Raw genomic sequence first — 13,926 nt, forward strand, 5'->3', positions numbered from 1 at the left:
TGAACAAGGATTGCACCATGAAAACCCTGCTGAAACCCGTCCCGCTGGCCTTGTGGCTGGCGGGCTGCTCCCTCGCCCCCAACTACGAACAGCCCGATGTCGCCCTGCCGCAAAGCTGGATGGAAGTCGCCATCGGCGAACAGGGCAATGCTGTCGCCCCCACCGCCGATACCCTCGGCTGGCGCGAATACTTCCGCGACCCGCAACTGCAACAGCTCATCAGCGAAGCGCTCGCGCACAACCACGACCTGAAAAACGCCGCGCTCAACATCGAAATTGCCGAAGCCCAATACGGCATCCAGCGCACCGACTACCTGCCCTCGGTCAACGCCCAGGGCGCGCGCGCGCGCAGCCGCACCCCGCGCGATTTGAGCAGCAGCGGGCAGGCTGTCATCGGCGAAAGCTGGACCGTGGGACTTGCCACCGGCGCCTACGAAATCGACTTCTACGGCCGGGTCAAATCGCTGAACGAAAAAGCCCTGCAAACCTACCTCGCCACTCGCGAAGCCCGCGACGCCGCGCAACTGAGCATCATCGGCGCGGTCGCCAAAACCTACTACCAGGCCCGCATCACCGCCGCACAAATGCAGCTTGCCGAAGACGTGCTGCACACCCGGCAGGAAACCTACCGCCTCTCCAAACTGCAATTCGACGCCGGGCTGATGACGGCGGGCGACCTGCGCGGCGTCGAAGCGCAAATCGAAAGCGCGCGCAGCAGTTACAGCGAGGCCGAACGCAGCCACCAGCAGGCGTTGAACGCCCTGTCGCTGCTCGTCGGCAAACCCGTTAGCCAGCTCAAACTGCCGCCGGCGGGCGACCTGCGCAACCAGTTCGCCGACATCCGCCTGCCCTCCGGCATCCCGTCTGCCGCCCTGCAACACCGCCCGGACATTCGCGAAGCCGAATACAAAATCAAAGCGGCGAACGGCGACATCGGCGCAGCACGCGCGGCACTCTACCCCAGCATCTCGCTCACCGGCAGCCTCGGCTACGGCAGCACCGAACTGGGCAACCTGATCAAAGCGCCGAATCTCAGCTGGAACTTCACGCCGAGCATCAGCATCCCCATCTTCAACCGTGCCAAACTCAACCGCGCGCTGGACATCAGCGAAGCGCAGCAGAAAATCCTCGTCGAAACCTACCAGAAGACCGTGCAAACCGCCTTCTACGAAATCGCCGACGCGCTCACCGCGCGCAAAACCCTGGCCGAACAATACGAAGCACAACGACGCGGCAACACCGCCGTCTCCGACCGCCTGCGTTTGGAAAACCTGCGCTTTGAAGCAGGCATCAGCACCGCGCTGGATCGCCTCGACGCGCAGCGGGAAAGCTATGCCAGCGACCAGGGCCTGCTCGCCACCGAGCTGCAAATGCTCACCAACAACGTCGATCTCTACATCGCCATGGGCGGCGGCCTGCACGAATACGGCGTGACGGCGCCTGATGCCGCCAAGGACACCACGCCGGCGAAGGCCAATAAAGCTGCTCCCCGGATCAAAAAACGCTGACACGCAGGCATAAAAGACCCGCCTTCCGGCGGGTTTTTTATGGCTGCCGCCACACAGCGGCATAGGGCGGCTTCAGCCCTCAATCAGGTAAGCGACAGGAAGCGAACCGCCGCTGTATCCGTCAGGCAGTCGGCGGAGCAACCGTTACCAATGCCAGCAGGCTTTCCCGCCCGCCGCTCGTCGGGCGTGGGGCTTTGCCGCTGCTGGCAGCTTTGGCAAGGCCGCTACGCTGTTCGCGCAGTTCGCGGATGATGGCCGGGTAGGGGTTGTCGTCACCGCTGGCCGTGCTTTCATTGAGGTAGTCGAGGCGGTAGTCCAGCGCCTGTTCGGCGCGACGCAGGGCACGGTCGCCGCCGTAGAGGATATCGCGGCAGAGGCTTTCCACAGCGGAGAGCAGTTCAAGCGCACCTTGCTCGCCGTTATCGTCGTCGCTGTCATGCCAGAGGTAGTCAATCAGGCTGTCGTACAGGGCGGCGGCCTGTTCTTGAGCGTTTTGTCCCTGGGCGAGCCGTTCAAGCAGGGCGCGCACCTGGGCGTGGATATCGCCGCCTTCGTGGGCGGTGAGGAAGGCGGCGACGCGGGAGTCGTCGCTGAGGGCTTGCAGGTTCCAGGCGGCTAGCGCCAGTTGGTTTTTGTGTTTCATCGGTCTTGGGTTTCGTGTTTGCGGAGTGCGCATTTTATAGCCGTTCCCCAGAGAACCAATACAGTGTTGGCTTGTCTCGCGTACTTATCTGTGCGCCCTTCGGCTCGCCGTCTGGTTTCGGTCCTATTGGAAACGGCTATGGCGGAATGCGCCCGTTTTCTACCACTGTCCGTCCGCTGCCTCACGCGCCAGCGCCGCGTGGATACGAGCCTGCCAGTCGGTGGGGGTTTGGTACTGGGTTTCGCCGTTATCAAGGCGCACTGCGATTTGCATGGTGGATGCTTTGGTGAGCAATTCGCCGCTGTCGCGGTCGTGGATGGTGTAGTCGAGTTTCAGGCAGCTTTCGTATTCGCGCAGGCCGGTGCGGATGGTGATGTGGTGGCCGAAGCGTGCCGGGCGGACGTATTTGAGGTTGAGTTGGGCGACGGGCCAGCCGTAGCCTGCTGCCGCCATTTGTGCGTAGCCGTAATCCAGGCGGTCGAGCCAGGCGCAGCGCGCCAGTTCGAGGTATTTGATGTAGTGACCATGCCAGACGATATGCATGCTGTCCACGTCGAAGAAGGGGATGTGGTGCGGGTATTCAAGGATGAGGCGGGCGTTTTTCATCGTCGTTCCAGAAGTCGTAGAAGTTGAACCATTGCAGCGGTGCGCGGCGGCATTCGTCTTCAAGCAGGCGGGCGTAGCGCGCGGCAGCGTCGCGGATGACGGCGTGGCGGGTGCTTTTCTGCCAGGTGATGCTTGTGGCGAAGTTGGCGAGATGCAGGTGGTAGCGGCCATGCTCTTTGCGGCAGAAGAGGGTGTTGAGGCGAGTGCTCAGGAGTCCGGCGAGCAGCCACGGCCCCTGCGCGAAGACAGCATCGTCGCCGAGGAAGGGGACGCGCACGGTCTTTTCGCCGCGCAGCGGCACGCGGTCGGCGGCGATTGCCAGCCATTCGCCGCGCTCCACGCGCTGTTGCAGTTCGAGCATGATGGCGGCGTCGAGTTCGCTTACCTGAATCATGCGGATGTCGTCGGCGCCCGCTTTTTGCAGGGCGCGGTTGTAGGCGGGCGCGTGCTTGTTGTGGACGAGGATGTTTAGCGCGAAATGTTGGTGATGGGCGACCAGCGCGCGGCAGATTTCCATGTTGCCGTGGTGGCTGCACAGCAGGATTTCACCGCGCGCACCGGCGGCGGGGTGATCCATGCGGTGGTAGATGTTGTCCGGGTCGGAGACGGTGAGGTCGCGGTAGGTGAGGCGGCGTTGCCACACGGCGAAGCGGTCGGCAATCGCTTCGGCGAAGCTGCGGATTTGCCGGTAGGCGGCAAATCGCGGCAGGTGCAGGCCGGGGGTGCTGGCGACGAGGCGGCGCTGGTAGCGGACGATGTTGCGTCGCGCACGCGGGCTGGTGCCGTAGTAGTAGCCGCTGATGATGGCGACGGCAAGCGGCAGCAGCCAGGCGGGGAAATGGCGCACGATTTGCGTGGTTAGCCACAGGGCGAGCGGGTTGCCGCGTTCGTGCTGTGCGGCCCAGTGGTTGTCGTTCATGCTTTGTGCCATAGCTTTTGCAGCCGCCACAGGATACCGCTGAAAAAGAGGCGGGCGTGCATGGCGCTGATGCGCAGATTGTCGCGCCAGAGGTGGAAATGCGAGATACCGTCCGCCTGGTAGCGGACATGGGTATCGAGCCAGACGAGCGGCGTGCCGTGGCGATAGTGATGAACGAGGATTTCGATGTCGAAATCCATGCGGTCGCCGCAGCGGTGCCGTTGCAGGAGCGCGGCGGTGCTGGCCACGGGATAGAGGCGGTAGCCGCACATACCGTCGTGGATGGCGCGGCTGCCGGTGTTAACCCACAGCCAGAAGTTAGTGATTTTGCGCCCGTAAAGACGGCTTTTCGGCGCATCGTCGCCGTAGGCAGGGCGGCCGCAGACGAGCGCCTGCGGGTTGGAGCGTCCGGCGGCAAGGAAGCGGGCGGCGTCGGCGAGGTCGTGCTGGCCGTCGGCGTCCACCTGCAAGGCGTGGCTGTAGCCGTGCGCCGCCGCCCAGCGGATGCCGTCCTTGACGGCGGCGCCTTTGCCGCCGTTTTTGGCGCGGGCGAGGAGATGGACGGCGGGATTACCGGCAGCGAGGGCTTGCGCGGCGGCCAGACCGGCAGCGCTTGAGCCGTCATCAACGATGAGGACGGGTAGGTCAAGCGCGCGCAGGGCAGCAGTAACGGCGGCGAGGGTGCCGCCGTGGTTGTAATGGGGGATGAGGGCGATGGGGTGCATGGCTGAGTCAGGTTGTGAGCAGGTGGATGAGGATGACAGTGTAGATGGCGGCGTTGAGAAAGGGCAATTTGTCTAGCCAGCGTTGATAGGTGCGACCGCCCCAGCCACGGCTGCGGGGGTCGTTGAGGTTCGGGGTTAAGGTTTCATAACTTTTGGGCGCGGTGGAAGGCCATGATGGCGGCAACGAGGGCTTTACAATCAAGATAATCCTGCATGATCGTGGTGCCGATAGCGTCCGTGCTGAAATTGACCGTATCAATCCGGCTTTGTGGATGATGCACCACAAGGGCAGTCGTCGTGATGATGTGTCCGTCTTGGCGCCGTATGGTAATGGGGTATTGCCCAAAGGCGTGGCAACGAATACTGTCGAGCTGATAGCGGGGCATGGCAGGAATTATGGCGGTTGGTATGGCGCAATCGTAGCGGTTTCTGCCGCTGGCGACGAGTGCGGGCGGCGGGCGGGGTAATCACACAGTTTGTTTTTTGAGACGTTACAGGCACCGTCTCTACGTTTTTCCCTTCTGTCGTGGCGTCGTCGTGCGCATGGAATGCCATCAAACAGGTGCGTCGTTCAGGCGGTAAACGATGCGGCCGGAGGCGCATTTGCCGTGGCCGTTATCGCAGGTGAAGTGCAGTTTGCCGCGTGCTGCGTCGTAGCGCAGGGTGAGGGTCAGGAGGTCGTAGGGGCGCAGGAATTGTTGGTATTTGAGTTGTTCGATGGCGCTGATGGTAGCGGTAAGGCCGAGGTCGCGAGCGGCCAGCGCCAGCGCCCAGCGGCATTGCACCACGCCCGGTACGAGGGCCATCCGGTCGAAGTGCCCTTTGCAGTAGTGCAGGTCGAGCGGGACGCGGGCACGGTAGGTGTGGGTGTCGCCGTCGGTTTCGCCCGGCTGCCAGGCGGGGGCAAGGATGGGTTCGCGCAGGGCGTGTTCCCAGTCGGCGCGGGCGATTTTGCCCTGGCTGTTGCGCGGCAGGCGGTCGGTGACGCGGATATGGCGCGGCACGGCGAGGCGGTCGTGCTGTTGCAGGAGCAGGGCGCGCCAGCGGGCGAGCAGGGCAGGGCGGCCTTCGTCGCGCCAGGCGCGGATGCCGTCGTCGCTGAGGGCGATCCAGGCGCAGAGGTGGCCGCTGTCGGGGTGCAGGGCACAGTGGCTGTCGGCGATGGTCGGATCGCTGTTCAGGCTGTGTTCGAGGGCGTTCAGGGCGATGCGTTTGTCGCCGCGTTTGATGATGCGGTCGCTTCTGCCGAGGAGGTTGTGCGCTTCGTCCACAAGGTCGCCGGTGGCAATCCAGCCGTGGGTCCACGGGCTTTTGACGTGTAGCGCGCCGTCGGGGTCGCGACGGGTGGTAACGCCGGGCAGCGGGCGGCGGCCTGTGCCGTCGTCGATGCTGATGACGCCGCTTTCGGTGCTGCCGTAGATGTCGAGCACGGTACAGTCGAGTTGGGCGCGCAGGGCGGCAGCAACGGCGGGGTCGAGCGCGCCGCCCGCGCTGGTAATGCAGGCAACGCGGCCGCGCCACGGGGTAAGGTCGTGTCCGGCGACGAGGGTATGCAGCAGTGCCGGGGTACTGATCCAGATTTGCGGGGTGGTGCTGCGACGGCTGGCGTCAAGCAGCAGTTCGGGGTAGCGGTGCTGGGCGGGGTCGATGTGCCAACCGGCGAGGAGGCTGTGGATGGTGCGGAAGGTGAGGCCGTAGAGGTGCTGCGGGTGTACGCTGCCGAGGGCGGTAGCGCTGCGGGGCCAGTGCGGCAGGGTGAGCAGTGCCGCGCTTTCACGCAGCATGGCGCCGAGGGTTTTGGGAACACGGCTGCCGGTGCCGGTGGTACCGGAGGTGGAGAGGGTGAGGGGGATGTCGTGCAAGGGTGGCAGGAGAGGCGCGCTGTGGATAGCGGACGTTAGCGGAATGTCGCTGTCGCGCAGGGTATCAGGCGCACCGTCGTCGCGTGGCAGGAGTTCGGCAGGCTTGCCGGCGATGGCGCAGGCGATGAGGGCGGCGGCAAGGGTAAGCGGGTTCTCGCAGGTGAGGCGTTGCGGCTGGCGGAGGCGTGGGGCGAGGGCGCAGGCGGCAGCGCAGATGGCTGCACCATGCGGGCTGCGGGCGAGGGCTTCGGTGAGGATGGTGTTCATGTTTTGAGTCGGTAGCGGCGGTAGAGCCATTCGCCGGCGAGGAGGAGGCCCATGAAGATGTAGGAGATGACGCCGGTGTAGAGCGCCCAGGCGCGTTCGGCGCCGATGAGGCTGAGGGTGGCGATGATACCGCCGTTCAGGATGAAGAAACCGCACCAGATTTGTGTGACGCGACGGGTGTAGGCGACGCCTGCCGGCGGTAGGTCGGGGTGTTGCAGGCGGGCGAGGCGCTCGATGGCGCTCGGCGGGTGGATAAGGCTGGCGGTGAAGGCGATGAGTAGGGTGGCGTTGATGATGAGCGGGTAGAGGGTCAGCGCGTTTTTGTTGTCAAGCAGGGTGGTGGCGGTGAAGTAGGCGGCGAGCGCCAGTGCGCCGAGGCGGACGGCGCGACGTGCGGCGAGGAGGGCGCGCAGCAGCCAGGCGGCGACCATGAGGCAGGCGAGGGCACGCGCGCCGTGGCCGTGATACCACAGCCACGGGTAGGCGAGGGTGAGCAGCCAGATGGCGGGGCGGATGAGCATGGATGGTATTTGCGGACGTAGGGTGGGCCTTGGCCCACCATGCGGTTGGGAAGGGTTAGTCGTCATAGAGGTTTTGGCTTGACGAGGCGATAGCTTCGCCCCAATCCGGCAGGAAAAGACCGTTTTTGACGTCGCGGTGGAAGGAGGTGTAAGGCCAGTCGGCAACTCGCCGGACGTAGCCGTGTTTTACAGGGTTGTAGTAGGTGTAGTGGATGTGTCGTTCGAGATCGTGGCGATCACGGATGCGGTGTTCCCAGAAGCGGCGTTGCCAGATACCACTTTCCCGCTTGTTTTGTTTGCTGGCGTTGGTTTGACGGCATATCGGCGGGATGCTGCGGCTGAACAGGCTTTTTAGTGCGCCCAGACGTCGGGAGTAGTCGTGGTCGTTTTCCGGTAGCGTCAGGACGGCATGGAAGTGTTCCGGCAGGATGGTGACGGCGATAGTGGTGAACGGATAGTGCACGGCGACTGCCCGCCAGGCGGCGCGGAAGGCATCTATGTAGCGGATGAGCCAGTCTGCCCGCCGGTCTTGCAGGACGACGGTGAAGAAGTAGCACCCGCCCAAGGTGTAATCTCTGCGGTAGTTGGGCATACGGTGGGGTTTTTATGCTTCGGGTTAGCGGTGGGCCAAGGCCCACCCTACGCCGGAGGTTGTTCTAGGGCGTGGGTCAAGATTCGCCCTGTGCGGGTTGTTACGTTTTGTCCTGCTCTTGTTTGCGCAACACGGCGGCAATGACGTCGCCGATGGTGCGCACATGGCGGAAGTCGTCGGCGACGAGGCGGTAGCCGGTTTTGCGCTTGACGTGGTCGATGAGGTCGATGGCGTCAATGCTGTCGATTTCGAGGTCTTCGTAGAGGTTGGCATCTTTGTGGATGCGCGCCGGCTCGATTTCGAAGAGTTCGGTCAGGGTGGTTTTCAGGATGTCGTAGATTTGGGCTTCATCCAGCATGGGCTTGTCCTTGTCTGGTTTCGATCCAGGCGGCGAGGGTGTTGACGCTGTAGAAGTGATCACGCAGGGTCTGGGCGTCATTTTCCATCGGGAAGTTGTAGGCTTTCTGGATGGCGAGGCCGAGTTCGAGGGCATCAACGGAGTCGAGGCCGAGGCCGTCGTCAGCAAAGAGCGCGGTGTCGTCGCCGATGTCGGCCGGGGTGATGTCTTCCAGCCCCAGTTTGTCGATGATGAGGGCTTTGAGCTGCTCTTTCAGGTTGTCTGTCATGTGGTTTCCTTTTGGAAGTAGCGGGTGAGGTCGTCGTTCAGGAGGCGCGCCGCGAGCGGCAGCGGTTTGCGCCGCAGGTAGTCGGCGGGGTCGATGTCGTCGCCGACGCGGATGTCGTAGTGATAGGGGTGCGGCGGGATTTTGTACCACGGGTCGCCGCGTTTGAGGCCGGGCGGCGTCATGCGGATAACGACCGGGGTGATGACGCTTGCGCCGCGCAGGCCGATGGAGACAGCGCCGCGATTCAGGCGGATGATGCCGTCGTAGCCGGTGCGTGTGCCTTCGGGGAAGAGGATGAGGGTCTGGCCTTCCGTGAGGACGGCGGCGGTTTTTTCGATGAGTTCGGGCGAGGCGTCGTTCGGGATGTAGCCGCAGGCGCGGATGGCCGGGCGCATGCTGGGGTTGGCAAGCAGCGCGGCTTTGACGACGCAGTTGGCCTCCGGCACGGCGCTGATCATAAAGAGCACGTCCATCAGCGAGGGGTGGTTGACGAGGATGAGCTGCCCCGGACGGCCAAGGCGTTCGCGGCCATGCCAGGTGACGCGGTAGATGCCGCCCCAGCGCATGGCGGTGAGGTAGCCTGTCCAGATGCGGGCGACGATGCGGCGGGCGCGCCGTTCGCCTGCAAGTCCGGCGGGCAGGCGCAGCAGTGCCAGCGGCAAGATGAGGGCAAGCAGCGCGCCGGCCAGGCCGAAGGCGAGGTAGGCGGCGAGGGTGCTGATAAGGCGCAGGGCGCGGCTGAGAGTCATCATTAGCGGCGCTCCCAATGCCAGCGCACGCCCCGGCAGGCGGCGGTTTGCGCGGCTTCATGGCGGATTTCGCCGCGTATCCAGTCGAGCGCCGTCCAGTATTTGCCGTCGCCGGTGTCGTCGCTGTTTTCGCGGCGCAGGCGGTGGCTGTCGCCGGGGACGATGAGCAGGGCGAGGGCGAAAGGGAAGGGCGCGCTGCCCGCAAGCGGGTGGGCGGCGTCGGGCGGGTTTTCGACGACGGCGATGCGCACTTGCGGCGCGCCGTCGGCGAGGGTGGCGCAGGCTTCGACGGTGGCGGTTTCCAGGCAGGCTTCGCGCGCGCAGAGGGCGGTTTGTTCGCTCGTGTCGCCGTGGAGGATGGCGTATTGGCCGGGCAGGGCGTTGTGCACGGAGAGGCCGAAGGAGAGCGGCGAGACGGTATCCGCGCGGATGAGTTCGTCCCAGAGGGCGAAGCTGCGGTTGATTTCGCCGTCGTGCGAGATGTAGATGAGCGGGGCGGTGCCGTAGGCGGCAAGCGGAAGCAGGGCGGCGGTCATCAGGCGCGCGGCGGGGGTGAGGCGGCGGCGTTGCAGGGCGGGGATGTGGGCAAGGTCGGGGGCGCGTTCGGGGAAATCGCTCAGGCTTGCCGGCTGTTCCGCCCATTGCTGCCAGTCGGCAGGGGTGTGCAGGCGCGGGGCGACGGCGTGCCATGCTTTGAGGTGGAAGGAAAATTCCATGGGGGACGGTACGGTTAATGCCTGTTAATGATGGGTTTATGCTAGCGGTTTTGCGCAGGGGCGACAAGGCGGCGCGATGCGACATATCCCGCCGTAGCGGTGCGTATGCTGGCGCCGTTATTGACGACGGGAGTTTTTATGCAAGACGACGATATTCTCCGCGCCGCCGCCTGGATTCAGGCGGCTGATGCGCTGCTCATCACCGCCGGGGCGGGCATGGGCGTGGATTCCGGCCTGCCCGATTTTCGCGGCACGCACGGGTTCTGGCGGGCTTTCCCGCCACTGGCGCATTTGGGCAAACCGTTTGCGGCGATGGCGACCCCCGCCCTTTTTTACAGCCATCCGCGTCTCGCCTGGGGTTTTTACGGCTGGCGGCTGAACACTTACCGCCGCACGGTGCCGCATGCGGGTTTTGCCATACTGCGTCGCTGGGCGGCGGAGAAGGCGCATGGTGCAAGGGTGTTCACCAGCAATGTGGACGGGCAGTTTCAGCGGGCGGGTTTTGCCGATGAACACGTGATTGCCTGCCACGGCAGCATTCACGCCCTGCAATGTCTGCGCCCCTGCCACAGCGCGGTTTGGGCGGCGGACGGTTTTCAGCCGCAGGTGGACGAGGCGACCTGCCTACTCCGCAACGAGCCGCCCCGCTGTCCGCGCTGCGGCGGCCTCGCCCGGCCGAATATCCTGATGTTCGACGATTGGCAGTGGCTAGGGCAGGAGAGCGAGCGCCGTCTTGACGCGTTGACGCGGGACTGGCTGCCTCAGGCCGGGCGGGTGGTGGTGATTGAGCTTGGCGCGGGCAAGGCGGTGCCGACGGTGCGCCGTTTTTCGGAGCGCATCGCCCGCCGCCGGCATGCACCGCTGCTGCGTATCAATCCGGACGAGCCGCAGGTGCCGCAGATGCAGCATATCGGCCTGGCGATGGGCGCACGGGCGGCGCTCGCCGCCCTTGATGCCGCCCTCAATACAGCGCCGCCAGCGCTGCGTGGTGGCTGAGAACGATTGCCCGCAGTTCGTCGCGGGTGTGTTTCAGCCACACCGCCGCGAGCGGCAGCTGGGCGCTGAGGTCGCGGTGTTCAGCGGCAAGCGGCACGGTTTTCACCGCCAGCGCCGCCATGCGCGTCAGCCAGCGCGGCATCACCGCCGCGCCCATGCCGGCGGCGACCATGTTGAGGATGGTCAGTTTTTCGTCGGCAATCTGAATGAGCTGCGGGCGGATGCCGCTGTCGGCGAAGAGGCGCAGGGCGAGGTCGTGGCTGTGCGGGCGCACCTTGCGTTCGGGGACGATGAGCGGGATGTCGCGCAGGTCGGCGGCGCGCAGGCAGGGGCGGGCGGCGAGCGGGTGGTCTTGCGGCAGGGCGATGTCCACGTTTTCGTTACAGAGGAAGTGATGGGTGATGAGGTCGTCGTCGTGCGTCACGCGGGCGAAGAGGATGTCGAGACGTCCGGCGCGCAGTTTCGGCAGCAGGCGGGCGGTTTTGTCTTCCGTTATCTGGATGTCGGCAGCGGGGTGGCGGGTGCGGAAGTGGCGCAGGATGAAGGGCACGAGGGCGACCACGGCGCTGTCGATGGAGCCGAGAGGAAGCATATTAAAAAAATCAGGTGGCTGCCGTGTGTCGCAAGCAGGGACGCCATGAGGAAACCACCTTCCTGATGATTGATGCGCGAGTGTGAAGAACATGGATACCGCCATGGAAAAAGGTTGCGATGCCGACAAGAAAGTGAGCGGCATGGTTGACACAGAGGGTTTGCCGCATGCCCTTGCGGTAACGACGGCGGATGTTACGGATAGAAAAGGCTGCCTGCCGGCATTGGAACGTGGGCGGGATAATCCTGGCGCGGTGCAAAAAGTCCTTGTCGACGGTGGTTAACGGGTAAGGCATTTGCTTCGTCGGTACAGGCGTTGATAGGGGCGGAGGTAGAGATTGCCAAACGCAACGGATTGCATCGGTTTGCGGTATTGCCGAAGCGGTGGGTGGCAGAGCGCAGTTTCTCCCGGCTGGAAAAGAACAGGCGGCTGTGGAAAAACTGCGGGCGTAACATGTCCAACACCGCCACCACCGCGCTGCTCGCGCCCATCGGCCGCTCTCTCGCCGAAGCACTTGGTGCGCCGACCCGCGTACGGTGCTGATGGCGACCGTGATCGGCGGCTCCTGCGCCTTCGCCACGCCGATCGGCACCCCGGCGAACACCATGGTGCTCAGTGTCGGCGGCTACCGCTTCATGGACTACATCAAGGCCGGGTTGCCGCCTGGCGGCGGGCTGTTTCCCGCATTTGCGGTCAGTCCTCGAAGCCTTCCGTGTAGCCGTGGGCAAGGTCGCCGAATTTGAGGTACTGGCCGAGGAAGGTGAGTTTGACGGTGCCGATGGGGCCGTTCCTCTGTTTGCCGATGATGATTTCGGCGACGCCTTTGTCCGCCGATTCGGGGTTATAGACCTCGTCGCGATAGACGAACATGATGACATCCGCGTCCTGCTCAATGGCGCCGGATTCGCGGATGTCCGACATGATCGGGCGTTTGTTCGGGCGGTGTTCGACCTGGCGCGAGAGCTGCGAGAGGGCAATGACCGGCACTTCCATCTCTTTGGCGAGCAGTTTCAGGCCGCGCGAGATTTCGCCGATGAGCGAGGCGCGGTTGTCGTCGCGGCTGTCCGGCAGTTGCATGAGTTGCAGGTAGTCCACCAGGATGAGTCCGAGTTCGCCGACTTCACTTTTCAGGCGGCGCACCCGCGCGCGCAGTTCGGTGATGGTGAGGTTCGCGCCGTCGTCGATGTGGATGGGGGCGTTTTGCAGCTGGCTGACGGCAAGCGCCAGTTTGGCGCGCACGCCGTCGCCCTTGATGTCGCCTTTGCGCAGTTCGCTCTGGTCGATGCTGCCGAGCGAGGACATCATGCGCAGCACCAGCGCCCGCGCGGGCATTTCCAGCGAGAAGACGGCAACGGGCAGTTTGCCCCTGATGGCGACTTCTTCGGCGATGTTCATGGCGAAGGTGGTTTTGCCCATCGAGGGGCGGCCGGCGATGATGACGAGGTCGCCCTGTTGCAGGCCGGCGGTCATTTTGTCGAGGTCTTTGAAGCCGGTCGGGATGCCGATGACGTCGCTGCCGCGCCGGCTGACTTCTTGCAGGTAGGTGACGGTGTCGGCGACGACGTTTTTGATTTGATGGAAGCCGTCTTCCTTGTGCTTCTGGTAGCGGTTCTTGATGTCGAAGACGCGCTGTTCGGCGCTGTCGAGCAGTTGCGCGGCGCTGCGCCCTTCGGGCTGGTACACGCTTTGTGCGATGTCGCCGCTGCTTTTCAGGAGCGAGCGCAGGATGGAGGCTTCGCGCACGATGTCGGCGTAGGCGAGGACGTTCTGCGCGCTGCCGTAGGCATCGGCGAGGCTGGCGAGGTAGGCGGGGCCGCCGCAGTTTTCCAGTTCGCCCGCTTCGCGCAGGGCGTCGGCGACGGTAACGATGTCGAGTGGCTGGTTGCGCGCGGCGACGGTTTCCATCGCCTGGTGGATGAGCCGGTGGGCGCGGTTGTAGTAGTCCACGCTGTCCACCCGGCCGGCGACGCGATCCCACATGCTGGCGTCGAGCAGCACGCCCGCCAGCACCGCCTGTTCGGCGTCTGGCGAATGCGGTGGCTGGCGCAGGCGTTCTTCCTGTTGTTCGTATTCGGCCATCAGGCGGCTCCGCGCCGGGCGTTTTCGGCGGCGACGAGGCGGGCGCGGGTATCGTTGATCCAGCGTTCGGCGATGGTGTTGATTTCGGCGGCGCTTTTGCCGTGGGTGTCGATGGGGTCGCCGACGACGACCTGCACGGTGCCGGGGTGCATCAGGCCGCGTTTCGGCCAGAACTGGCCGGCATTGTGTGCGACCGGCACGGCGGGCACGCCGAGGGCGGCGGCCAGGCGTGCCGCGCCGAGTTTGAAGGGCAGCGGCGCATCCGCCGGTGCGCGCGTGCCTTCGGGGAAGAGGATGACACTGTAGCCCGCCTCGATCCGCTTCCTGCCTTCCGCGATGACTTGCTGCATGGCGCGGCGTTTCTGCTTGCGGTCAATCGGCACCGGGCGCAGCACGGCCAGTGCCCAGCCGAAGAAGGGCAGCAGCATCAGTTCTTTTTTCAGCACCCACACCTGGCGCAGTTTCAGGTGGGGCAGGAAGGCGGTTTCCCAGGTGGACTGGTGGTTCACCATGAGGACGCAGGCC

Annotated in this window: 17 protein-coding genes and 2 pseudogenes; 4 read left to right on the forward strand and 15 right to left on the reverse strand. The window is 64.7% G+C overall.

The window, feature by feature from the left end; translation table 11 throughout:
• Positions 1-17: 17 nt before the first annotated feature.
• On the forward strand, positions 18-1,508 hold the full coding sequence (locus tag Q0562_RS10265; protein ID WP_298644089.1) for an efflux transporter outer membrane subunit: 1,491 nt from the start codon (positions 18-20) through the stop codon (positions 1,506-1,508).
• A 121-nt stretch (positions 1,509-1,629) separates the two neighbouring features.
• Here Q0562_RS10265 and Q0562_RS10270 read toward each other — a convergent pair whose 3' ends face one another.
• The 12 genes from Q0562_RS10270 to Q0562_RS10325 form a co-directional block, all read right to left on the reverse strand.
• Positions 1,630-2,151 (reverse strand): hypothetical protein, encoded by a 522-nt coding sequence (locus Q0562_RS10270; protein WP_298644092.1) that lies wholly within the window; start codon positions 2,149-2,151, stop codon positions 1,630-1,632.
• Between the two features lie 159 nt (positions 2,152-2,310).
• On the reverse strand, positions 2,311-2,757 hold the full coding sequence (locus Q0562_RS10275; RefSeq protein ID WP_298644093.1) for an acyl-CoA thioesterase: 447 nt from the start codon (positions 2,755-2,757) through the stop codon (positions 2,311-2,313).
• Positions 2,732-3,676: a glycosyl transferase family 2 gene (locus tag Q0562_RS10280; protein ID WP_298644095.1), complete on the reverse strand. Its 945-nt coding sequence runs from the start codon at positions 3,674-3,676 to the stop codon at positions 2,732-2,734. Before Q0562_RS10280 ends, Q0562_RS10275 begins: the two co-directional genes overlap by 26 nt.
• Complete coding sequence (locus Q0562_RS10285; RefSeq protein ID WP_298644096.1) at positions 3,673-4,401, reverse strand: glycosyltransferase family 2 protein; 729 nt, start codon at positions 4,399-4,401, stop codon at positions 3,673-3,675. The genes Q0562_RS10280 and Q0562_RS10285 overlap by 4 nt, the downstream gene beginning before the upstream one ends.
• A 143-nt stretch (positions 4,402-4,544) precedes the next feature.
• A complete protein-coding gene (locus tag Q0562_RS10290; RefSeq protein WP_298644097.1) occupies positions 4,545-4,787 on the reverse strand; it encodes a hypothetical protein in 243 nt (80 codons plus the stop codon).
• A 168-nt stretch (positions 4,788-4,955) separates the two neighbouring features.
• Positions 4,956-6,530 carry an AMP-binding protein gene (locus tag Q0562_RS10295; RefSeq protein ID WP_298644098.1) on the reverse strand — a complete coding sequence of 525 codons (1,575 nt, stop codon included), beginning with the start codon at positions 6,528-6,530 and terminating at the stop codon, positions 4,956-4,958.
• Positions 6,527-7,051, reverse strand: a complete 525-nt coding sequence (locus tag Q0562_RS10300) for a hypothetical protein (protein ID WP_298644099.1) — start codon at positions 7,049-7,051, stop codon at positions 6,527-6,529. Before Q0562_RS10300 ends, Q0562_RS10295 begins: the two co-directional genes overlap by 4 nt.
• A gap of 55 nt (positions 7,052-7,106) precedes the next feature.
• Positions 7,107-7,643 carry a transposase gene (locus Q0562_RS10305; RefSeq protein ID WP_298644101.1) on the reverse strand — a complete coding sequence of 179 codons (537 nt, stop codon included), beginning with the start codon at positions 7,641-7,643 and terminating at the stop codon, positions 7,107-7,109.
• A gap of 100 nt (positions 7,644-7,743) precedes the next feature.
• On the reverse strand, positions 7,744-8,001 hold the full coding sequence (locus tag Q0562_RS10310; RefSeq protein WP_298644104.1) for an acyl carrier protein: 258 nt from the start codon (positions 7,999-8,001) through the stop codon (positions 7,744-7,746).
• Entirely contained in the window at positions 7,991-8,269 is a 279-nt protein-coding gene (locus tag Q0562_RS10315; RefSeq protein ID WP_298644106.1) for a phosphopantetheine-binding protein, read from the reverse strand. The genes Q0562_RS10310 and Q0562_RS10315 overlap by 11 nt, the downstream gene beginning before the upstream one ends.
• Entirely contained in the window at positions 8,266-9,021 is a 756-nt protein-coding gene (locus Q0562_RS10320) for a lysophospholipid acyltransferase family protein (protein ID WP_298644108.1), read from the reverse strand. Before Q0562_RS10320 ends, Q0562_RS10315 begins: the two co-directional genes overlap by 4 nt.
• Positions 9,021-9,734, reverse strand: coding sequence for a beta-ketoacyl synthase chain length factor (locus Q0562_RS10325; protein WP_298644109.1), 714 nt, complete (start codon positions 9,732-9,734; stop codon positions 9,021-9,023). Before Q0562_RS10325 ends, Q0562_RS10320 begins: the two co-directional genes overlap by 1 nt.
• Before the next feature lie 138 nt (positions 9,735-9,872).
• Between Q0562_RS10325 and Q0562_RS10330 the strand changes: the two genes are divergently transcribed.
• The gene (locus tag Q0562_RS10330) at positions 9,873-10,730 is read left to right on the forward strand and encodes a Sir2 family NAD-dependent protein deacetylase (RefSeq protein WP_298644111.1); all 858 of its coding nucleotides are present in this window, start codon (positions 9,873-9,875) and stop codon (positions 10,728-10,730) included.
• Here Q0562_RS10330 and Q0562_RS10335 read toward each other — a convergent pair.
• Entirely contained in the window at positions 10,696-11,322 is a 627-nt protein-coding gene (locus tag Q0562_RS10335) for a LysR family substrate-binding domain-containing protein (RefSeq protein ID WP_298644112.1), read from the reverse strand. The two genes, Q0562_RS10330 and Q0562_RS10335, sit on opposite strands and share 35 nt — an antisense overlap.
• Before the next feature lie 32 nt (positions 11,323-11,354).
• On the opposite strand from Q0562_RS10335, the pseudogene Q0562_RS10340 reads away from it, so the two are divergent.
• Positions 11,355-11,787, forward strand: a pseudogene (locus Q0562_RS10340) (transposase); the annotation flags it as partial.
• Positions 11,776-11,984: pseudogene (locus Q0562_RS13805) on the forward strand (SLC13 family permease); the annotation flags it as partial. The pseudogenes Q0562_RS10340 and Q0562_RS13805, both read left to right, overlap by 12 nt.
• A 31-nt stretch (positions 11,985-12,015) precedes the next feature.
• Here Q0562_RS13805 and dnaB read toward each other — a convergent pair.
• Complete coding sequence (gene dnaB / locus Q0562_RS10345) at positions 12,016-13,401, reverse strand: replicative DNA helicase (RefSeq protein WP_298644114.1); 1,386 nt, start codon at positions 13,399-13,401, stop codon at positions 12,016-12,018.
• Positions 13,401-13,926: lysophospholipid acyltransferase family protein (locus Q0562_RS10350; RefSeq protein WP_298644116.1), on the reverse strand; the 526-nt coding region annotated here is incomplete at its 5' end. The genes dnaB and Q0562_RS10350, both read right to left, overlap by 1 nt.

It is taken from the genome of uncultured Cardiobacterium sp. (genome assembly GCF_938028825.1).
In the GTDB taxonomy this organism is placed as follows: Bacteria; Pseudomonadota; Gammaproteobacteria; order Cardiobacteriales; family Cardiobacteriaceae; genus Cardiobacterium.